This is a genomic window from Bremerella sp. JC817 (assembly GCF_040718835.1).
Taxonomy (GTDB): Bacteria; Planctomycetota; Planctomycetia; order Pirellulales; family Pirellulaceae; genus Bremerella.
The window spans coordinates 729,832-751,464 of record NZ_JBFEFG010000280.1 but is presented as its reverse complement, the minus strand read 5'-3'; the positions used below and the strand labels follow the sequence as shown (position 1 = coordinate 751,464).

The window sequence follows — 21,633 nt, the reverse complement described above, 5'->3', positions numbered from 1 at the left end:
TTAACGCCGCAGCGTCTTTTCGTCGGCCTGAATTCGTTTGGCGACCGACCATCCGCGGAAACCTTTGCCTTGATAGATGGTCACGGCATGCTTGCGGCCGTTGCCAACTTCGATCTCGACATTTTCCAGCGGCTCGACCGATGCGAAAGCAAGTCGTAGCGGCGGTGGGAGTTCTTCGTTTTGATGGGTAACCAGCAGCAGGTCCTGGCCATCGACGTTCTGCGGTCCACCCCAGATGTCGTACTGCGAGAGGGGAAAGTCATTGTCGCCCCAAAGGTAGACCTTGGGATGCTGCGGCATGTAGAAGGCAAGCTCCGAAGCGACGGCGCGGCCAGCCGCCACGATCATTGGCGTCGATTCGGGCGAGCGATCTTTCAAGCGAGCACCCACTTCGGTGCCAAGTTCTTCCCAGCCACGAAGGCGAACAATCACGTCAACCTTGCTGCCGTTTAAGCCCATCGGCTTCAACGCGAAGGGAATCGCATAGGTGCCAACGACAAACAACGCACCGAAAATGGCCGCGTACTTCAGTCGCCACTCGGCAGGCTGCAGCACCATCTTCGGTAGCGATACGCGGCCCAAAGCCCAGGCAGCCACCAGGATGATTCCAGCACTGAAGAATGGCGCTGGCCAGTTTAGTTCTAAACGTTGCTTCAAGCTTAAGCCGACCACCAGGATCAGTGGCAAGGCACTCATGCAAAGCAGGTAGCGTTCACGACGCCCCAAATTCCTGAACGATAACAGTCCGAACAGTCCCACCATAGCGACCAGAAAGAAGGTCACCGGCGAAAGCAATCCGAACAGTCCGCCAACGAATTCCAGCGAGATCACCACGCGACGCAGTGCCGAGACAGGCTCGCCCTGGAAGTGCTCGCTGGTGTGCTGCACCGTGACCCAGTCGTGTTGGTAGTTCCAATAGACGACCGGCAGCAGAAACAACAGTGCACCAATCGCACAGATATATAGACCGGGCCGAATCGCTTCGAAACGATCTTCTTTGGAAAGGAGCACGAACAAGCCGCCGAACACCAGCATGCCAACCATGGTTTGCTTGGTCAACAGACCGAGGCCAATGACGACCATCGTGATCAGCAACCATTTGCCACGATCTTCGCCTCGTTCCAGCAGTCGCCAGAAGGCATACATGGCGACGCTCCAGAAGAACAAAAACGGAGCATCGATGGTCATCAACAGGCTCATCGCTACGTTGCCAGGCGTCAGCGCGGCGAGCAACATCGCCCAGAAGCCGACCTGAGCGTCGTACATGCGGCGAGCAAGGAGAAACAGAAATCCGAGGCTACCGGTGCCCAGCAACACGGCAGGCAAGCGGACGGCGAACTCGTGATCGCCCAACAGCCGTGTCGAAAGCCCGATCAACCAGGCAATCATCGGCGGCTTGCTGAAATAGCCGTAGTCGAGCTGACGCGACCAGTCCCAGTAATAGGCTTCGTCATGCACCAGGTCAAAAGGATCAAGCGCCAGATACAGCAGGCGAAACAGTCCGAGCCCCACCAGAAACCACAGGGCGCGTCGCGACCAGAGTGGGTTGTCGACGGAAGGTGAGGCGAGATCGGCAGTCGTTTCGTTCATGCTTGCTTATCAGTTTCGGTTGACGCGCCAAACCAGCAGCGCACCGACTGCCAAAAGGACAATGTTCGCAATCCAAACCGGGGCAGAACCAAACGTTCCGTCACGCGCGGTTTGTTCACCGATCACCAGCAGCGGATAGTACAGGAGCAAGATCGGCAGGAAGCAGGTAAAGAACGTCGAGACGTTGTCGGACGAACGACGCCAGATCGCGACTGGCATCCCCATGCAAACGAAGCAAAACACACCGAACCCATTCGCCAGGCGACGTTGCCGCTCGGCTTGCAGTCGGTAGAGTCGGTTTTGATGGTGACTGACGTGCCGCTTGGCATGCCCGATCGTTTCTTCGTCCCCCGCCGCCTCCGCGTTGGCCAGGCTCTGCCTTCCTTCTTCGATGATCTTCTGCTGCCGCTCGATCTGCCTGGGGATTGCATTGAGGGTGAGGTTCGCCGGCGAGGCGCTGTTTTCGTCCATCTCGATCGAGTTCAAATGATCGAGGTAAATGATTTGCTCGTCTGGGAAGTCGATCGACTGCTCGCCACCATATTCGACCGAGCCATCGCGGCAGATCAACTGCAGCACGCCTGTTTCCGGATCGGTTCGTAGCTCGGCCTCGGCCACTTCCACGAAGATCGATGGCTGTGAGTCCGTCGCGGCGATCGTGAATCGGGGACTGATCATCACGCGGTCGCGGACCGTCTTCACCGAGACATCGAAGCCAGACATCTTGAAGCTTCGCTTCGCCCGAAGCATGCCGTAGACGGTGTCGTCAAGCGACTCGGCCACCACGCGGTGCATGTTCGGACGCGACCAGCTGGCGCAGGCATCGTACATCCAGAAGGTGAAGAAGCTGAGAAAGTAAGCCAGTGCTAGCACCGGCCACATCAGTTCTATCGGATTGATCCCCGCTGACTTAACAGCGGTGATCTCGTTGGTGGCAGACATCCGGCCGAAGAGCGTACAGACCGCAAACAGCATGCAGCCAGGGATCGTGTACCGCAGCATCTCGGGGATGAAGTAAGGGAGCATGTTCAGGATCACGCCTGGCGGCAGACCCTTTTTCAGCCCTTCATTCACACCGCCACCGACGGTCATCAGAAGCACAGTTATTCCGAGGCAGAGCAGGAAGACCTTGAGGATCTCCCACAGAACGTACCTCTGAATCGTGGTCAACATCGATCGAATGCTTCGTTTAGGCGGCCGAAGTGGTGCGAGTATTTCCAGTAGACGCGGCATCGCGAGCGGACGAGAACGGCACCGTGTCGGGGTTCTCGCTGCCTTGGCGAACCGACCGTTTCCAGCCGTACATCACCACGTACAAAGTAAGGCCGGTAAAGTAGACAATCGCCCCACTCCAAGCAATATCACTAAGATAATGCCCCCCTTCGGCGATCCGGGATGCCCCCACTCCCATTCCACAAGCGAGGCCCAACACAAATACGCCTGCGGCCAGTTTTCGGTTCTGACGAAGCAGCAAAAAGGCTGGCAACAGGAAGACAAATCCCATCGAGGCATGCCCGCTGGGGAATGACTTGGCCATCTCGTAAGGGCCGATCGTGCCAGGCGGAACGTAGTCTTGCCCACCACCAAAGGCGACCGTATCGCATGGCCGCGGGCGTCCCCAATAAGGCTTCAGCACCGAGTTGATCAGGATGCCTGGTCCGATGACGATTGCCAGCAAGCAGAATAGCGCCCCTTTTCGCCATGTACGTAGGCGGGCGAAGACGAAGCTTCCCAGAAAGGCGACGCCGCTCAAGCTGCCGAAAACGACTGCGGGAAACGGGCCATAGTTGTAAATCGTGGTCGCAACGATCGATTCGCGGTAAGGAAATGGATTCCCTTCCGCGCTATAGAACAGGTGCGTCGTGGCGGGATCGATGGCGGTCAGATAGCACAGCGTGGTGATCACGGCCAACAGCATCAGGGGAATCAGAGCCATCCCCAACAGAAGGCGTGCCAGCGAACCGTCGCTAGAGGGCAACCGTTCCATTCCAGATGCATGAGATTCAGACATAGTCAGCGCGTCAGCAGGCTCAGACGGAGAAGGCAGAATCCAATTGGTATCTATTTTCTGCATCGACCTGTGGGCCTGACGTGTTGAATCGAATTAACTCGGTTTCCCGAATCGAGACAGGTCGCATCGACACGAAATCGACCCGCGGGAAGTACTACTACCCGAGATTGGGGACTCGATGCAAGACACATCCGCATTCACAGCACGCTAGCACGCGTTGCTGGAATTACGTGCCGGCGACAAAGAACAGCGCGACAAGCCCGCCCAGAATCACGCCGCCACCAAGGCATCGAGAGAAGATCGACGACGCCACAATCCAATGGCCAATCCAGATTCCCAGTGCCAGCACCAGGGCACAGCCAATGGTCAGGCCTGCCAGCAGTGATAGCGATAAGGTCGGTGCCCGATAGATCATCCCATGGGCATACCCATGAAACAAACCGCATCCAGCCACTACGATTGCCAGCATCAATTCGGGATACTTCCAGCCGACGGCCAGCAAGATTCCCAGAATGATCATCGAGATCGCGACCCAGGTTTCGACCCACGGAATGGCGATCCCGCTGCCGTTGAGACCTGCCCCGGCCAGCATGCTGGTCAGAAAGACAATCGGCACGGCGATGATCGAACCCTTCTCGACATGCACGGCCAGAATGCCAATCGCGAGCATTGCCAGCAGATGCTCGGCACTGAACCAGGGATGCAGGATCCCATCCAGAAAGCTGCTACCGGTAACGATTCCGTCCAGCGAACCGGCCCACGCGATCGAGCCGAAGGCCAGCAGCAGCGTTAAGGCTCCGAGCTGTCGAGCAACATTCATGGAAGGCAACTCTTCGCAGGTCAGGGACAATCGTTCCTTGGGTTACGACATCGACGACGACGTTCCGAGCAAGCTATGCACGGCCGCTTGCACGTCGTCTTGCCGCATCAGGCTTTCGCCCACCAGTACGGCATCGACATCGTTGTTCTGAAGCAGAAGAATATCGTCGTGCGTGAAGATCCCGCTCTCGCCCACCAACACGCGGTCGTCCGGGATCTGTTGCCCCAGGCGGATCGTATGGTGAAGATCGACCTCGAAGGTTCGCAGGTCACGGTTGTTGATCCCCACCAGCTTCGCCCCAATGTCGAGCACACGCGACACGTTCTCTTCGTCGTACAACTCGACCAGGGGCGTCATGCCCAGTTCGCAGATCTGATCGTGCAACGACTTCAGCGCAGCGTCGTCCAGACATTCGGCAATCAAAAGCACGGCATCCGCGCCAGCGGCTCGGGCTTCGACGACCTGGTACGGATCGAGCACGAAGTCTTTTCGCAGTATCGGCAGGCCGACTTCCTGACGAATGGCCACCAGGTAGTCGAGGTGACCTTGAAAGAACGACTCGTCGGTCAAGCAGCTAATGCAGGTCGCCCCAGCTGCTTCGTAGTCCTTGGCAATCTGTACGGGATGGAAGTCAGGCCGAATGAGCCCTTTCGATGGGCTCGCCTTCTTCACCTCGGCGATTAGTTTCACCGGACCATCCGCAGCCAACGCACCCAGAAAGTCGCGGGCCGGAGGGGCATCGGCGATGCGTGCCTCGACTTCGGTCAGCGAACGTAGCGCCTTGGCGGCGGCAATCTCTTCCCACTTCTTGGCAACAATCTTGTCGAGGACGGTCGGGGCAGACATCGCGGTCTTTCGCGTGGATTAATGACGGAAGTGGCGAACGCCGGTGAACAGCATCGGCAACTTGTGCTCGTTACAAGCGTCGATCACTTCTTGATCTCGTTTCGAGCCGCCTGGCTGGATGAACGCTTTGACGCCTGCCTTGGCGGCTTCGTGAATCGAATCGGGGAACGGGAAGAACGCGTCGCTGGCCAGCACGCTGCCAGGAGCGCGATCGGCTGCTTTCTCAATCGAGATCTGAACCGAGTCGACGCGGCTCATCTGGCCGGCACCGGCACCGATCAGCGATCGATCCTTGCACAAGACAATCGCGTTCGATTTAACGAACCGGCAAATCTCCCAGGCAAACAACAGTTCCTGACGTGTCGCTTCGTCGACCTGCGTTTCGGTAACAACTTGCCAGGTGCTTGGGTCGTCTGGGGTGAAGTCGGTGTTCTGAACGAGCAAGCCACCTTCGATCCAGCGCGACTGGAATTCAGGACGAGCCCCTTCCAGCGGACCAACTTCCATCAAGCGAACGTTGGCTTTCCACTTGGGCTTGGTGGTCAAGATTTCGACCGCTTCTGGCGTGAAGCCTGGCGCGGCGATCGCTTCGACGAACAGACCCGGCGTCGACAGATATTCGGCCGTGGCGGCATCGACCTGCTGGTTCATACCGATCACGCTTCCGAAGGCGCTCAGCGGATCACCCAGCATGGCCTTCTCACAGGCTTCCGACAAACTCGCTGCGGAAGCGGCACCACATGGATTGTTGTGCTTGATCACCGAGACAGCCGCATCGGGCAAACCGCGAGCGATGGCCAGCGCGCTGTCGAGGTCGAGCAGGTTGTTGTACGAAAGCTCTTTGCCGTTGAGCTGCTTGGCATGCACCAGCGAAGCCCCAGAGAACTTGGGCACGGCGTAGAGAGCACCTTGCTGATGTGGGTTCTCGCCGTAACGCAGCACGGAAGTTCGTTCGTAGGTTGGACGCAGCGTTTCGGGGAAGGCGTTCTCTTCGTCTTTCTCGAAGTAGTTGGCGATGGCGGCGTCGTAGGCAGCCGTATGTGCGAAAGCAGCGGCGGCCAGCTTGCGACGCAGACCGAGGCTCGTTTTGCCACCTTCCTTCAGTTCCGCCAAGATCTCTGGGTATTGGCAAGGCTTGCAAGCGATGGTCGTGAACGCGTGATTCTTGGCAGCGGCACGCACGAGGCTTGGACCGCCGATGTCGATCTGCTCGATCGCTTGGGCATCGGTCACGCCTGGCTTGGCGATCGTTTCTTCAAATGGGTACAAGTTCACCACGACCAGCGGGATCGCGAAGATGCCATGTTCACCGATCGCGGTCATGTCGTCGTCGCGATCGTGTCGGCACAAGATACCGCCGAAGATCTTGGGATGCAGCGTCTTCAGACGACCATCCATCATTTCAGGGAACTGCGTGTATTCGGTGACGTCTTTCACCGCGATCTTAGCTTCTTCCAGGTGACGCCGAGTTCCACCGGTGCTGTAGATCGTAACCCCTGCTTCGACCAGCCCTTGAGCGAATTCCGTCAGACCTTCCTTGTTGCTGACGCTGATGATGGCATTTTGAATAACAGGGTCGTGAGACATCGCAGAACCAACCTAAATCTATATATCGGGGACCGAACCCAACGGAGAGAATCAGTCCCCTTTGTAGGCTGGCGCAAGGGAAATCGTCAACCACCCAAACACCGCTATAGGGGGTAGACCGCGGCAAATCCCAGGGGCGTCTGCCATCGACGCCCCAGCGCAGTGGCAACTATGACACGACGCCTTGGTCTTCTTCCATCATGTCGCGCATGTCGCGGACGTTCTCGTTGATCTGGAAGAACGTGATCACGATCTCGGCCATGACCCGGGCAATGATGATATAGACCAACGAAACCATCAGGAGAAACAGCGACATGACTGCCGCGATGCCGAGGGCCAACGCCTCGCCGGTCGCCAGCGCCATGACGACCGTCCAACCGGTCGAAGCCATCCAGCCCAGCAAAATCAACGTGGTAACCAGAAAGAACAATGCCTTGATCACCGTCGGGCCGATCAGCACATCGAAGTTGAATAGCGAGCCAAGCCCACCGGTTCCCTTGCGACGCGGACCGCTCGACCGGCCTCCCTTCGGATCGGTGGCAAATGGATTGGACGCCGACTCCTTCGCCGCGACTTCTTTCGGACTGGCAGCCATGGCAGGGGCGGCAACCGCCGTAGGGGTAGCCGGCTGGACAGGTTCCGCCGTGGCAGCTTCTGCAGCGGGGACGACCGGGGCGGCAACCGGAGGGGCCGCGGTCTTCTTCGAAGCTGGAGGCACCGGCTTCTTCACAGGCTTACCGGCTGCCTTCTTCGGAGCCACGACCAGTGAGTCGAGTCCTGGAGGGACATCCGGAGCCGACTTGGTTTCGGCCAGGCTGGGGAAGTTCAATCCCGCAGAGGCAGCCGGAGCCACGACGGGAGCCGCCTCAGGAGGCGCCGCCGCTGGGGCTTCCACTGGAATCGCTTCTGGTGGCGAGGCAGGTGCGGCATCGGGGAAAAGCCCCTTCACTGACGAAGCAACAACCCAGTCGCCAGTCCCACGTCGCAACTGGCTTTCAGGCTGAATCGCCCCACTTCCGGCCAGTTGCTTCAGTGTTTTTGAATCAATCGGGCCGACTTCGGGGGCCGTGGGATTGAACTTGTAGAAGAATTCATCGGCCATGGGGTATGATCTCTAACTGCTGAGAAGAAGAGAAGGATGAGCTTCGCATCAAAAACCCATGATGTCTTCTCGAGCGTGTGAAGTCAAACAAACGCTCGTCACCCCTCTTTCCTGATTTTTTCGCATTATTCGCCTGTAGGATCACCGTTGATGGACGACTTCCGTACGCTTGCTCTGCCTGAGCCAAACCTCGCTGAGCTGACTGCCCAATACAACGAGATCGCCAAGGGAATCGAAAGCCTCAATGGAGACGACGGCCGCGGCGAAGCGCTCTTTCAGTGGGTGGAAAAGTGGGACGAGATCCGACGCGATGTCGACTCGTGGCGCTGCCTGACCGAGATCCGCTTCCATCAAGACACCAAGAATGCCGAGTACAAAGCGGCGATGGATCGCAGAGACGAAATCGACCCGAAGCTGACCGATCTCGACGTGCGGATCAAGAAGCTGCTACTCGCCGAACCACGCCGCGAAAAAATCGTCGATCGTTTTGGCGAACAAGCGGTCGCCCTGTGGGAATGCCAGGTCCGCTCGTTCGATCCGGTGATCGAAAGCGACCTGGTCGAAGAAGCGCGTCTGATGTCGAAGTACAACGAACTGCTGGCCAGCGCTTCGTTTGAATTCCAAGGCAAGACAACCAACTTATCCGGCATCATCGAGTTTGCTGAATCGCAAGATCGTTCGGTCCGCCATTCGGCCCTCAGCACGATGTGGAGTTGGTTTGCCGACAATCACGAAGAGCTCGACAAGATCTACGATCAGATGGTCAAGCTGCGCGATCAGATGGCCAAGAAGCTGAAGTACGACAACTACGTTCAGCTCGGCTATCAGCGGATGTCGCGTATCGACTACACCGAACAAGACGTCCAGCAATATCGCCAGGAAGTGATCGACAACATCGTCCCGCTGTGCACCGAGATCCGTCGTCGGCAAGGCGAACTGCTCGGTCTCGATCCCCTGATGTACTGGGACGAACCGATTCACGACCCCGCAGGCAATCCACGTCCGCAGGGCAGCTACGATCATCAAATCGAGCAAGCTCAACTGATGTTCGATGGCATGAGCGACAAGCTGGGGCAGTTCTTTCAGTTGATGCGTGACAAGAACCTGATGGACCTGCAAAACCGTTCTGGCAAAGCAGGCGGTGGGTTCTGTTCCAGCTTGCTGCAGCAGCGTGTGCCGTTCATCTTCGCGAACTTCAACGGCACCATGGGAGACGTCGAAGTCTTCACGCACGAGATGGGCCACGCGTACCAGTGCTATGAGAGTATCTCGTTGCCGCTCGTCGAAAACATCTGGCCGACCTATGAGTCGTGCGAGATTCACTCGATGAGCCTCGAATACCTTTGCTGGCCGCACATGGAGAACTTCTTCGGTGACCAGGCCGATCGTTTCCGTCGGATCCATCTCACCACTTCGCTGCTGTTTTTGCCTTATGGCGTGATGGTCGATCACTTCCAGCACGAAGTCTACAACCACCCTGAGATGACGCCGGAAGAGCGGAACGCCGTCTGGACCAGGCTCGAAGCGATCTATCTGCCGCACATGCAGTTCGGTGATTTGCCGCACCTGCCAGGTGGCGGTCGATGGCAGCGGCAGCGACACATCTACATGTCGCCGTTCTATTACATCGACTACACGTTGGCTCAGTGCTGTGCCCTGCAGTTCTGGGTGCGTGCTCAGCAAGACTTCGGTCAGGCCCTGACCGATTACGAAATGCTGTGCAGCCGCGGTGGTACGCTCCCATTCCAGCAATTGGCCAAGAGTGCCGATCTGAAGAGCCCCTTCGCCAAGGGATGCCTCTCGGAGGTGGCAGCCCAGGCCAGCAAGTTCCTCGGACTGTAAATTCGCCGTCGACGATGTCCCACAAAACTTCCAGAACGACAGCCACCGTGCTGACGCCTCCGGCTCGCGGAGCGATCGCCACGGTCGCCGTGCGCGGTCCCCAAGCGGTGGCATCGGCCGATCGTTACTTTTATGGCCTGGGAAAGCTGCCCTTGGCCGACGCCGAAGTGGGACGGATTCTCGTCGGGCATTGGCGTGAAAACGATCAGCAGCCCGGCGAAGAGCTGGTGGTCGCCAAGCTGGCGGAAGATCTCGTCGAGATCCATTGCCACGGTGGCCTGCAAGCGAGTCGCCAGATTCTGAATCACCTGCAATCGGCCGGCTGCGAGGTTGAATCGTGGCAGCAGTGGAACAGCGCCACGCATGACGACGCGATCGTGGCCGAGGCCCATCTCGCCTTGCCGGAGGCTGCCACCACTCAGGCAGCCCTTCATTTATGGGATCAATGCCAGGGTGCTCTGTCGCGCGAGCTGACCGCGATTATCGCCCTGCTGGACGAGCCGAATTTCGAAGTTGCGACACAGCGAATCGATCAACTTCTGCGACTTGCGCCGCTCGGGCAATCTTTAACGCGTCCCTGGTCGATTGTTTTGGCAGGGCCACCCAACGTCGGCAAGAGCAGTCTGCTGAATAAGATCGTCGGCTACGATCGGGCAATCGTGCTCGACATGCCTGGCACGACCCGCGATGTGCTGCACGCGACCACCGCTTTGGATGGCTGGCCGGTGCAGTTCTCGGATACTGCCGGGATCCGGGTTTCGGACGACCAACTGGAACAAGCCGGAATCGCCAAGGCGAAGGCCGCGTTGACTTCGGCCGACCTGGTGATTGTTTTGCACGACGCCGCTCAGCTTCGCCCCGATCAACTCGACCAGTCGCTCCGCGAACTGCCATCGGCATTGCATGTGGTCAACAAGATCGACCTTGCTGGCGACCTCAAGCTTCCCCACTCGCGTGAAATGCTGGCGACCAGTGCGGTTACTGGCGAAGGGATATCGGAACTGATCACGGCAATCGTCGAGCACCTGGTGCCGGAAGTTCCCCAGCCTGGCGCGCCCCTCCCCTTCACTGCCCGACAGATCAATGCCTTGCGAGACGCGGCCCAATGCATCGAACGACGCCAGGCCGATGCGGCCAAGTCAGTACTCATTCCACTCTTTCAAGTGACGACCTGAACGATTTCATGAACCAAGAACACGACAAAGCGAAGTATCAACCAGGGGAAGCACCAAGTTCGGATCAGGTCGCCTCTGAAGATGTGATCGTCAGCAGCGACACGCAGCGCGACAATCGAATTCCGCCAGGGCAAAGCCGCACGCGAAAGTGGCCGGTCCTGCATGCTTCGATCGTCCCGGAAGTCACGAAAGAGACTGGTCGCTCCGCGTGTTCGGGCTGGTCGAAAAAGAATTGACCTTCAACTGGGAAGAATTTCAGGCCTTGCCGCGTGTGAAGGTGTTTGCCGACTTCCACTGTGTGACGCAGTGGTCGCGGCTGGGCAATTTATGGGAAGGTGTTTCGACGAAGTACCTTCTCGAGCAAGCAGGCGTGCTTCCGGAAGCAAAGTACGTGGTATGCCATGGCTTCGACAACGGCTGGACGACCAATCTTCCGCTGGAAGAGTTCCTCAGCGACGATGCATTGCTGGCCGACACGCACGATGGCATGGAGATCAACGCCGATCATGGCGGACCAGTCCGCGGCATGGTTCCCAAGCTGTATGCCTGGAAGAGTGCCAAGTGGATCAAAGCGATCGAACTGGCCGCGACCGACCAGCCTGGCTATTGGGAACAAAACGGATACCACAATCTGGGCGATCCGTGGCGTGAGCAGCGATTCGGTTAGAACCGTTCGCCTGGCGACTAGTTGCTGGTCCGCTTGGCGAACAGCATCGCTGTCGCAAAGCCTAGAACGTCGCCCTGCTCTTTGGAATGCTGGGCGAGTCGCTCGTAGTTGCCGGCGTTCTCGCTCAGTTCGATCAAGCTCGGTGCGACACCAATCGTGTGAACACCGACCGGGATCATGGTCAGCGCGGCTTCGAGGGCTTCTTCGTGACGTCCTAGTCGTGAAAGCAGTTCGATGTAGGTCTCGATTGCCAGCGAGCCTTCTCGGCGAATGTCGGACGCTTCCGCTTTCTCGCGGAAGTAGGCCAGGCCTCCTTCGACATCTTCACCAATCAGAATCTCGAAGTAGCGTTTGTGGCTGGGGTAAAGCTCGGTGAATGGCGGCGTCTGTTCATATTGGAACGCCGGATCGAGTCGCGAACCGTAATCGACCAGTTCCAGCGCCTTCCGCAGATGCGCTTCGTCCCGCAGCACTCGGGCGAACCGAACCGTGGCGGCGAGGTGACTGGTATCGATGTGATAAGCCGAGTTGGCGAATAACCAGTCACGTTCGGCGATCATCGCACTAAGCGTCGGCTCTTGCGGTTCGGTCCCCTCTTGATGCGAGATGTCGGCCGAGACGGTACCGACCAGCTCGGCATAGACATGATCGAGCAGCAATCCGGCCAGCGGCTGCTGGGCAACCGGGGCCATGCCGGCCAACTGCTGTTCATAGGTCGTGACCGAGTTGCATGTGCCGTAGTGTTCCAGCATCCAGCGAAAACCGATTTCCGGGGCGACACCTTCGTACAAGGCGACCTCGATCAGGTCTTCCACGTTGTCTTCGTCGACTTCCGCTTCCTGCAGCGCTGCAATCACCGGCGTCTTATCGCCGACCGGACGCAGGTAGTACCAGCCCTCGCGGATCTGGCCTTGGTCCAGCAGCAGACGGCCGACTTCATTACAGGCTTCGACCAGGGCATCTTCCAGGGCGTCGCGTTGTTCTTCCGAAAGTTCTTCGGTGACGCCAGGAAACAGCAGCGGCAGGCCCAGCTTGGCACGCGCGCGGATCTTGTACATCTCGAACAATTGAACGTGCTGCTTCTCTTGGCGGAAGTAGTCGATCATCTTGTCGATCGCCGCCATGGAGCCAGATTCTTCAATTTGCTGCTGGAACTGCTCGAAGACTTCCTGCGACACCACAAAGAACCCCATCGGATACATCAAGAAAGAGAGATTGGTTACGCTCTTTGTATCGTAACAGGCCCGTCCAGCAATGAATAGCAAGTAGCCGCATTCGGGCAGATTCGGCCCTCGAAGGAACTAGAATTCCATCGAGCTCGATTCCAGCGAAGGCGAGTTCGATTCGAACGTTTTCAGAATCTCGCGGAGCTGATTGAGCGTGGCGACCTCGAACATCCCAGAATCGAGCACGTTGGCCAGCTTGGCCGGATCACCCAGCGCGGCGTTGGCATCGACCGACTGCATATATCGCAGACAATTTCCACGGCTGATCACGCCGGTCGGTCGGCCATCTTTCACGACGATCACCCGTCGCATCGAGGCCTGACTGAGGAACTCGTAGATCTGCAGGCAAGGTTCATGTTCGTCGAACCGAACGACATCCCGTTCCATGACTTCCGAAACCGGTCGGCTCCAGGCGCCTGGTTTGCGAAACGCCTGCATCAGGTCTTTTTCGGAGATGATCCCGGTCAGACAGCCTTCGATGTCGACCACCGGTACCGAGTTGAACTCATGCTTCAGCAGGAACTTGGCCACCGAAGAGATCGTGTCGGTCTCACGAACCGAAAGGACTGGCCTGGTCATGATCTCGGCCGCGGTCAAATGTTCGAGCGATTCGCGTACGTGGTCTTCATCCGCCATGGCCGAGGCGGTTTCCTGGCAATGCTTGAGACACACCACATGCCGTTCGCCGGAGCTCTTGGCGACCTTGAGCGCCATCTCGGCATTCCGAATCAGCGTGTCGAGATCTGGGACCGAATTGGTTCGTTCCGCCACGCCCATGCTGACAGTGCACGATATCTTTTGACCACCAATGTCGATGCGAACCTGGTCGACCGCCATTTCGATTCGCTTGGCGACTCGATAAGCGCTGATCTCAGCACATTCCGGCAAGACGAACAAAATCCGGTCGCGTTCCAAGCGACAAACATAATCGACCTGGCGGCCTTGGCTGGCGATTGTGGTAGCCAACTGTTGTAAGACCTTGTCGCCTGCTTCGGCACCGTAGCGATTGTTGATCCCACTGAAGTCGTCGATATCGACCATGATGCACGAGATCGGCAGGTGATAATTCCGGGCCCGGATCCATTCTCGCTTCAACTGATCGGACAGGTAACGCAGCGTTGCCAGGCCGGTCAAAGGATCATTTCGTTCGACAACGCTCAGGTTGTTCTCCAGCTCGATCACGCGCGTCGCCGAGTTCAAACGAGCGAGCAGTTCATCCCGACTGATCTTGTTCGGAATGACATCATCAATGCCAAGATCGGCCGTCTGCGAGACCACATCCATCGTTCGCTGGTCGGCCATGACCATCGTATAGACGTAACGCGGCAGATACTCTTCGCGCAGCCAGCGGAAGAACAGTTCGCCGGCGACGACGTCGGCACCCCATTCCGCGATCACCAGCATCGGACATTCGTCTCGAATCAAATGCTTGGCGGTCGCGTATTCGCGGCAGATGCTCAGCTTCATACCTGCTTCTTGAAGCCATTCGGAAAGCAACTTCACCGTTGGGCAACCGTTGTCGATCAGGATGACCGTTTCCCCTTCGATCAGGTCGGTCAGCGTCTGACGTTTGTTGCGATGATAATGCGAAACCGCCGGCTGGGAAGTCGCTGAAAAGTTCATGAAGTGGTGGTGATGGTCGACGGAGAAGCTGACCAATTTGTCGAACACTTCGTCAAATGCCGTCACCACAGCAGGATCGAATTGCTTCCCTTTTTCCTGGCAAACCATATCGTAGGCGGTCTGCGGGTCGATCGCATCTTTGTAGATTCGCTTGCTGGTCAACGCATCGAATACGTCGGCCACGCTGACAATCCGCGCCGCCAACGGAATCTGCAATCCGCTGAGACCTTCCAGGTAGCCCGTACCGTCCCAGCGTTCGTGATGGTAGCGAGCGATCTGGGCAGCCATGTCGAAGAAGGAGCCACTCGGGCTGCTCTGGGCGGCTTCTTCCAGCGTCTCGGCTCCGATCCGAACATGCTGCTTCATGTTGTTGTATTCTTCATCGGTCAAGCGATCAGGCTTCAGCAGAATGGCATCGCTGATTCCCACCTTGCCAATGTCGTGCAGCGGGCTCGATCGATAGAGGTTGCTCAAGAACTGCTCGTCAATCTCATCCTGATAAGGACCGCTGACTCGCAGTTGTTCGGCAATCATCTGGGTGTAGGCTCGCATCCGCACGAGATGTTCGCCCGTTTCGGTATCGCGCGAGTCGGCCAGTTTGGCCAGAGCAAACACGGCGATGTCTTGGGTACTTTGGATCGCCTGCGAACGAGCTTCGACAATGCGTTCGAGTTCGCGCGAGTAGCCTTCCAGCTTTCGTTCGGCAGTCGTGGCCCGCATCAAAGCGCTATGCAGGCGAGTAAGAACGTCAATCTTGGCAGTCAATTCGAGTCGACTGATCGACTTGTCGATGATGTCGTCGGCACCGGCGGCGAACAGTTCAAGCCGCTGCGACTCGTCGAGCCCCTTGCCGAGAACCAGCAATTGAATTTGTCGGTCGACGAACTCACGGCGAATCGTCCGGCAGACCTCGATCGCCGAGTCATCCGCCAGGTGAAAATCCAACAGGATCAGCTCAGGCTGAAACGACTCGATCGTTTCCCGTACCTTCGCGCCGCAATCGAGCAGCTTGATCTCGTGATGCGCGCAGAGCACTTCATGTACCTGGCGCCGAAACGCCTCGGTGCTCTCGATCACGAGTAACCGATTCCGCATCATCTGCCCACAATGTTTCTTATGGTTGGAGTTATCGACACTGCAGACCACTGCCATGCTTCGGCAGAAGTACGCTGACTGAAACCTACGTCGCGATCTTCTTCGAGCAAGAAACGGGGGGGCAGAGATTGAATTCGACAGGCGTAAGCTGCACAATTCGAGCGGCGCAGCGGTCACCGCGGGCGATACGATCGATAGATTCGGCACCACCGTAGCTAGCGATGGATGGTTAGCTGCGGCGAGGAACGATCCGATGGAAGTGCAATTCGACCTCGCCATCGACGACGCGACGCAGCCCTTCGACCAGGCACTTCGGCTCATTCTCTTCCTGGCCAATTCGCACAATCTCGTCGATTTTCGTGCCTGGCTCGACCGAGAAGGTCTCTTGATAAATGATCTGATTGCCGGCATCCAGCTCAGGGACGATAAAGTGACAGGTTGCCCCGTAGGTCAGCATGCGGGCCTGGTTGGCATCGTGATAGGGACGAATGCCTGGAAAGCTGGGCAGCAGCCCATGATGCAGATTGATGATGCGTCCGCCCGCATATTTCCAGCAACTGGTGGCTGGCAGAACTCGCATGTAACGGGCCAGCAGGACGTAGTCGATCTCGTACTCGTCGAGGATCTCGATCAACCGGTCGTCGTCCGCTTCTCCCTTTTCGCCGCCGATGTTGTGCCAGTCGACACCATACTGCTTGGCCAGCGCCTGGCAGGTATCGCGGTTGCCAATCATCACGGCCGCTTCGGCCCGGATATCGCCCGACTCGATCGCCTTCAACACGGCCGTAGCTGGTTCCGGTCGAAAGGTGGTACAGATAGCAATGCGAGGTCGATCGCGACGAACGTCCGCCGACCAGACGCGAATTGCCAGCTTTTTCAGACGACCGATCTCGGTCAGTGCGGTCCGCAGCGAAGGGTACAAATCGGCATCGATATGAATCCGCAGAAACATGGCGAAGACCGCTTCTTCGTCATGGTCGTACATCTGGATCTCGGCGATATTGGCTCCCAAACCCGTCACATAGTGAATAATCGGATCTGCCAGACCAACGTTGTCGGGTCCAACCGCGGTAATCACAACGAGCATCGCCAGAGGCCTTTTTACACGAGGGAATGCCATGCCCCCTCGATCGCTGCCTGCCGAGAGGGCCAAAGACCGGGGAATTCGCCGCAAAACGGTCCCCTGCCAGTAGTTCGAATATCGACCCGAACTAGGCATTGTAGCACGGGTTTGATACCTTGTCCGAACAAGCCTTACATCTTAACAACGCTGCCCAAACGCCGAGGATGGCCAAAATGCTAGACACCAAGGTACGTCGAGAAGATCTCGAGCCCGGTCAGGTGCTGTGCGAATTTTGCACGGCCAAGTGTTGTCGCTACTTTGCGCTGCCGATCGATACCCCTACCGAGTTCTCGGACTTCGAGTTCATTCGGTGGTACCTGCTGCACGATCGAGCCTCGGTATTTCTGGACGACGATACCTGGTACTTGCTGGTGCACACCACCTGCAAGCACTTGCGGGATGATCATAAGTGCGGGATCTATGAGACCCGTCCGCAGATCTGCCGCGACTACACCACCGACGCTTGCGAGTACGACGACGATTGGTGCTACGAGAAGTACTTTGAAACGCCCGAACAGATTTGGGAGTACGCCCAGGCCATCATGCCGAAGCGGCCAGGCCAAAGCATTCGTAGCCCGCAACCACCGGCGCTGCCGATTCTTTCGTAGTTCGCCTCGAACATTCTGAGAGGGACGCTTGTCCCTCTCTCACCACGTCCCTTCATCACGCCAACCGATTTCATTTCCATGTCGAACAAGAAGAAGCTGATCCAGCCCCGTACACTCCGTGGCTTTCGCGATTATCTGCCCGATGCGATGATGCCGCGCGAAGAGCTGATCAACACGGCTCGCCGGGTTTATCGTTCGTACGGCTTCGCTCCGATCGACACGCCAACGCTGGAATATGCCGAGATCTTGTTGGGCAAAGGGAGCGACGAAACCGATCGGCAGATGTACCGCTTCGAGGACCATGGCAACCGCGATGTCGGGATGCGGTTCGACCTGACGGTCCCGCTGGCCCGCTTCGCTGCGCAGCACATCGGCGTGCTGGGAACCCCTTTCAAGCGATACCACATCGCCACGGTCTATCGCGGCGAGAACACGCAGCGTGGTCGTTACCGCGAGTTCATGCAGTGCGATTTCGATACGATCGGAACCAAGAGCATGGTGGCCGATATCGAAACGGCCCTGGTCATTCACGACCTGATGACCGCCATCGGCTTCGATTCGTTCACCGTCCGGGTCAACAATCGTCAGGTCCTTTCCGGTCTGCTCGAGAAGCTCGACCTGGTCGACAAGTCGACCGAGATCCTGCGGGCACTCGACAAGCTGGCCAAGATCGGTCCGGAAAAGGTCGCCGAAGAAATGCAGCAAGCGGCGGGTGCCTCGGCCGAGCAAGCAGCCCAAGTGTTGAAGCTGGCCGAAATTGGCGGTTCGACCGACGAGATCCTTTCGGCCCTCGATAGCCTCGTTTCCGGGAGCGAAAAGGGTGAGATCGGCGTTGGGCAACTGCGCGAACTGACTCAGGCGGCCGCCGCGGCAGGGGTTCCGGCCGAGCGTTTGCAGATTGATGTCTCGATCGCGCGTGGCTTGGATTATTACACCGGCACGATCTTCGAGACCTTTCTGGGCGAACTGCCAAGCATCGGTAGTGTTTGCAGCGGCGGTCGCTACAACGACCTAGCCAGCTTGTACACCAACCAGGAGTTGCCAGGGATCGGGGCTTCGCTGGGGCTCGATCGATTGCTGGCAGCCATGGAAGAACTCGGCAAGCTGGAACAACGCACCACGCCGGCCGAAGTGTTCCTGGCTTACTTCGACGAGAACAGCCTGCAGCAGTATCTGAAAATCGCCGCCCTGCTCCGCAACGCCGGCTTCAATGTCGAGTTGTATCCGGAGGCCAAGAAGATCGGTCAGCAGCTCAAGTACGCTGATCGCCGCGGCTTCAAAGTGGCGATCGTCGCTGGTGACCGTGAGTTAGCCGAGAACAGTTGCCAACTGAAGGATCTGAAGACCGGCGATTCGAAAACCGTCAGTCTCGCGGGGGGTGCGGAAGAACTAATCGCAGCTATTCCGGAAATTCTGCGGGGCACCGCATAACCCCGGTGACAAGGTGTTGTCACCCCTAGTTGCGATATTGAAGCCATCGAAGGACACCGGCTTCAATTCGAGCAACTTTCCGGGGGCCAACACCGATGACCATCCGCACGAATCACTACGAAGTAGCACTCGAAGCGTTTCTACGCAGCGAAAAGATCCCCTACATCGCCGTCGACGAGCGTCGCCGGTCGTTGTTCGGAGCTGGCTCGCTGAAAAACCTCGACTTCATTGCCACGCCTCCCGGGGGCGAAATGTCGTGGCTGATCGACGTGAAGGGTCGCAGGTTCCCGTCCGGCCGCAAGAACCGCTACTGGAAGAACTGGACCACCACCGACGATCTGCAAAGCTTGTCGCAGTGGCAACGGCTGCTCGGTCCGCAGTTTCGCGGGCTGCTGGTCTTCGTCTACGACGTGGTCGGCGACATGGCTCCGGTGCCGCAGCAGTTGCTGTTTCCGCATAACGATCGCTTGTACGCGTTCATCGGAGTGCGGCTCGACTTGTACCTGGCGTGGGCTCGGAAGATCTCGCCACGTTGGAAAACGATGTCGATGCAGACAACTGCCTTCCGCCAACTGGCCGAACCGCTGCAGATCACGATGCGAACACCCGTGGTCTCAGGTGGAGACTTCGACCATCGCCGCGCCAGCGATACCATGCCCGCCATCGCCTGAAGAGATCAGGGCCGCAAAAAGAGCGACCCTGATCGGTAATTTGTCTTTGCGTGGCCATCGGTAAGCAGCCTTTCCGCCGGCTTACTTGCGTTGGCTCATCTCGTGAACCATGTCGACCAACGCACGAGCGTTGTCGACTGGGGTCTGCTGCATCACGCCATGCCCCAGGTTAAAGATATGCCCTGGGCGGCCGGCCGCTTGATCCAAGACATCTTTGGCTCGGCGACGCAGTTCCATCGGATCGGCCAACAGCGAAACCGGATCGAGGTTTCCTTGAACGGCGATGTTGTGGCCGATCGTTTCCCAGGCCACGTCCAAACGAATACGCCAGTCGACACCGACCACTGCCGCGCCCGATTCCGCCAGCATCGGCAGCAGCGCTGGGTTCCCTGTGGCGAAGTTAATCACCGGGACGCCAGGAGCGATCTGGGCAACGATGTCTTTCACGTACGGTAGCACGTAGCGGCGGTAGTCGTCCGGTCCCAAAGCACCGGCCCACGAATCGAACAACTGCACAGCTTGGGCACCGGCGGCGATCTGAGCGTTCAAGTAGCGCGAGATCGCGCGGACGAAACGCTCCATCAGTTCTCGCCAGGCGCCTGGGTCGCGGAACATCAGGGTCTTCGTATTCACGTAGTCGCGGCTGCCGCTACCTTCGATGGCGTAACTGGCCAGCGTGAAAGGAGCCCCCGCGAAACCGATCAGCGGCATATCGGCCGGCAAATCAGCACGCGTCTGCTTCACGGTTTCCATCACGTAGTGCAGCGAGTCGGTGCTTTCGAGTTCCAGCACGCGATCGACGTCGGCCGCTTCGCGAATCGGATTATGAATGACCGGTCCTTCTCCCTTGGCAAACTCCAGATCGAGCCCCATCGGCTGCAAGATCGGCAGCAAGTCCGAGAAGATAATCGCCGCGTCGACGCCCAGTTTATTGACCGCCGTGCACATCACTTCGCTGCACAACTGCGGGTTCTTACAAAGATCGAGGAACGTCGTCTTCGCACGGACGTCGCGGTACTCTTTCATGTATCGCCCTGCCTGACGCATCAGCCAGACTGGCGTGTAATCGGTCGGCTCGCGGCGGCAAGCCTTCAGGAAGGTGCTGTTGTACCAGGCTGCTTCTTTGTTGAGTGCCACTTTCGTTGTTTCTTCCAATACTGCGCGAATCTGACGTTTGCGAACGAGGATCGATTTCGAGCGTTCCGCTGCGGACGAAACCAAGGGGCCCATCTTGGGATGGTCTGGTTCGACATCGACCGGATAACCAAGGTCACGCAGGCGTTCACTCATCGTTGGGCCGACGCTGCAGATAACCGTTCCCCGCAATGCTGCCGAGAAGGCTTCTAACTGTCCCTGACGTTCGGCCAATTTCAGGACGTGGTTCAACTGGTTGGCCGAGGTGAAAAGCGACACGTCGATCGTGCCGTCGATCACTTTCTGAATGTTGGCTGCCAACGGACCGATGTCTTCCGGCAAGTCCCAGTCGTAAACGTGCAGCGTCTCGACGTTGGCCCCACGAGCCTCTAGCCCGGCGACCAGGCTGGCGTTGGTTACGCCATACTCTTGCACCACCAAAGTTTGATTGGCAATGTGGATCTCGGTATCGATCGTCTGCAGGATCTCGCGCCAGGTATTGGGCTCGGGCACTTTGATCGTTGGCGTGAGCTTTACTTCCCGCATCGCGGCAACCGGCTTGGGGCCACGGGTGATTGTGATAATGTCGGACAATGCATCCAGGAACTGCTGTTTGTCCACCTTGCGATCGATGGCGGCCAGCAGGTGATTGAAGCCGACACCGGTCATGAAGATCACGATATCGACCTGGCCGGTGATCACTCGGTTCGCGAAATCGATCGCGCCCTGGTTGTCCTCGAGAGGGACCTCTCGCATCGAAGGGCTGACATGCGGGACCCCGCCGAACTTCTCGATCATCATCGCCATCTCTTTCTGGCGGCGACTTTCAAACGAAGCGACGTTCAAACCCTCGAAATTCTTGGCGTTGTCTGGCATTAAATTCTCTTCGACTGATAACCCTGATGGGGTAGAAGGCATGGAAGTGAGCGTTCTTGGGTCCGTCCCAGGCTAACTCATAGCCGAAAACTTTTCCCAGAGTTCCTCGAACCTTCCAATTCATTGACCGGGTTGAATTCTATTCCTAGGATGATGAGTGTGCAGTGTACACCAGCTTTTGGGACGCAACTGCCTCGCTCCTCTGA

Annotated in this window: 18 protein-coding genes; 7 read left to right on the top strand and 11 right to left on the bottom strand. The window is 57.9% G+C overall.

All coding sequences use genetic code 11. From position 1 onward, the window contains the following. From AB1L30_RS21475 to AB1L30_RS21445, 7 genes are all read right to left on the bottom strand, one after another. On the bottom strand, positions 1 to 1,590 hold the full coding sequence (locus AB1L30_RS21475) for a glycosyltransferase family 39 protein (protein ID WP_367015842.1): 1,590 nt from the start codon (positions 1,588 to 1,590) through the stop codon (positions 1 to 3). Positions 1,591 to 1,599: 9 nt separating this feature from the next. Then, complete coding sequence (locus AB1L30_RS21470; protein WP_367015840.1) at positions 1,600 to 2,763, bottom strand: LptF/LptG family permease; 1,164 nt, start codon at positions 2,761 to 2,763, stop codon at positions 1,600 to 1,602. Positions 2,764 to 2,779: 16 nt separating this feature from the next. Next, positions 2,780 to 3,568, bottom strand: a complete 789-nt coding sequence (locus AB1L30_RS21465) for a phosphatase PAP2 family protein (RefSeq protein WP_367015838.1) — start codon at positions 3,566 to 3,568, stop codon at positions 2,780 to 2,782. 259 nt (positions 3,569 to 3,827) lie between these two features. Further along, positions 3,828 to 4,421 (bottom strand): HupE/UreJ family protein, encoded by a 594-nt coding sequence (locus tag AB1L30_RS21460; protein ID WP_367015836.1) that lies wholly within the window; start codon positions 4,419 to 4,421, stop codon positions 3,828 to 3,830. Between the two features lie 42 nt (positions 4,422 to 4,463). Then, positions 4,464 to 5,267: an indole-3-glycerol phosphate synthase TrpC gene (trpC, locus tag AB1L30_RS21455; protein WP_367015834.1), complete on the bottom strand. Its 804-nt coding sequence runs from the start codon at positions 5,265 to 5,267 to the stop codon at positions 4,464 to 4,466. Between the two features lie 18 nt (positions 5,268 to 5,285). Further along, a complete protein-coding gene (gene purH / locus AB1L30_RS21450; RefSeq protein ID WP_367015832.1) occupies positions 5,286 to 6,854 on the bottom strand; it encodes a bifunctional phosphoribosylaminoimidazolecarboxamide formyltransferase/IMP cyclohydrolase in 1,569 nt (522 codons plus the stop codon). Between the two features lie 169 nt (positions 6,855 to 7,023). Next, a complete protein-coding gene (locus AB1L30_RS21445) occupies positions 7,024 to 7,956 on the bottom strand; it encodes a DUF4282 domain-containing protein (protein WP_367015830.1) in 933 nt (310 codons plus the stop codon). A 150-nt stretch (positions 7,957 to 8,106) separates the two neighbouring features. On the opposite strand from AB1L30_RS21445, the gene AB1L30_RS21440 reads away from it, so the two are divergent. The 4 genes from AB1L30_RS21440 to AB1L30_RS21425 are packed head-to-tail and all read left to right on the top strand — an operon-like array spanning position 8,107 to position 11,640. Further along, positions 8,107 to 9,798 carry a M3 family oligoendopeptidase gene (locus AB1L30_RS21440; RefSeq protein ID WP_367015828.1) on the top strand — a complete coding sequence of 564 codons (1,692 nt, stop codon included), beginning with the start codon at positions 8,107 to 8,109 and terminating at the stop codon, positions 9,796 to 9,798. A gap of 47 nt (positions 9,799 to 9,845) precedes the next feature. Continuing rightward, entirely contained in the window at positions 9,846 to 10,973 is a 1,128-nt protein-coding gene (locus AB1L30_RS21435; RefSeq protein WP_367015826.1) for a GTPase, read from the top strand. 8 nt (positions 10,974 to 10,981) lie between these two features. Then, positions 10,982 to 11,209, top strand: coding sequence for a hypothetical protein (locus AB1L30_RS21430; RefSeq protein WP_367015824.1), 228 nt, complete (start codon positions 10,982 to 10,984; stop codon positions 11,207 to 11,209). After that, positions 11,182 to 11,640, top strand: coding sequence for a molybdopterin-dependent oxidoreductase (locus AB1L30_RS21425; protein WP_367015822.1), 459 nt, complete (start codon positions 11,182 to 11,184; stop codon positions 11,638 to 11,640). The genes AB1L30_RS21430 and AB1L30_RS21425 overlap by 28 nt, the downstream gene beginning before the upstream one ends. Before the next feature lie 17 nt (positions 11,641 to 11,657). Here AB1L30_RS21425 and AB1L30_RS21420 read toward each other — a convergent pair whose 3' ends face one another. The 3 genes from AB1L30_RS21420 to AB1L30_RS21410 all read right to left on the bottom strand — a co-directional run bounded on the left by AB1L30_RS21420 (position 11,658) and on the right by AB1L30_RS21410 (position 16,671). Further along, the gene (locus tag AB1L30_RS21420; RefSeq protein ID WP_367015820.1) at positions 11,658 to 12,845 is read right to left on the bottom strand and encodes a hypothetical protein; all 1,188 of its coding nucleotides are present in this window, start codon (positions 12,843 to 12,845) and stop codon (positions 11,658 to 11,660) included. A gap of 96 nt (positions 12,846 to 12,941) precedes the next feature. Then, positions 12,942 to 15,566 (bottom strand): diguanylate cyclase, encoded by a 2,625-nt coding sequence (locus tag AB1L30_RS21415; protein WP_367015818.1) that lies wholly within the window; start codon positions 15,564 to 15,566, stop codon positions 12,942 to 12,944. Positions 15,567 to 15,813: 247 nt separating this feature from the next. Then, positions 15,814 to 16,671: a formyltransferase family protein gene (locus AB1L30_RS21410; protein WP_367016458.1), complete on the bottom strand. Its 858-nt coding sequence runs from the start codon at positions 16,669 to 16,671 to the stop codon at positions 15,814 to 15,816. Positions 16,672 to 16,880: 209 nt separating this feature from the next. Here AB1L30_RS21410 and AB1L30_RS21405 point away from each other — a divergent pair, with 209 nt between their 5' ends. From AB1L30_RS21405 to AB1L30_RS21395, 3 genes are all read left to right on the top strand, one after another. Further along, positions 16,881 to 17,315, top strand: coding sequence for a YkgJ family cysteine cluster protein (locus tag AB1L30_RS21405; protein WP_367015816.1), 435 nt, complete (start codon positions 16,881 to 16,883; stop codon positions 17,313 to 17,315). A 96-nt stretch (positions 17,316 to 17,411) separates the two neighbouring features. Next, entirely contained in the window at positions 17,412 to 18,746 is a 1,335-nt protein-coding gene (gene hisS / locus AB1L30_RS21400) for a histidine--tRNA ligase (protein WP_367016456.1), read from the top strand. Positions 18,747 to 18,841: 95 nt separating this feature from the next. Beyond that, positions 18,842 to 19,417, top strand: a complete 576-nt coding sequence (locus AB1L30_RS21395; protein ID WP_345088961.1) for an HYExAFE family protein — start codon at positions 18,842 to 18,844, stop codon at positions 19,415 to 19,417. An 81-nt stretch (positions 19,418 to 19,498) separates the two neighbouring features. Here AB1L30_RS21395 and hemE read toward each other — a convergent pair whose 3' ends face one another. Continuing rightward, positions 19,499 to 21,427, bottom strand: coding sequence for a uroporphyrinogen decarboxylase (gene hemE / locus AB1L30_RS21390; RefSeq protein ID WP_367015815.1), 1,929 nt, complete (start codon positions 21,425 to 21,427; stop codon positions 19,499 to 19,501). Positions 21,428 to 21,633 lie beyond the last annotated feature (206 nt).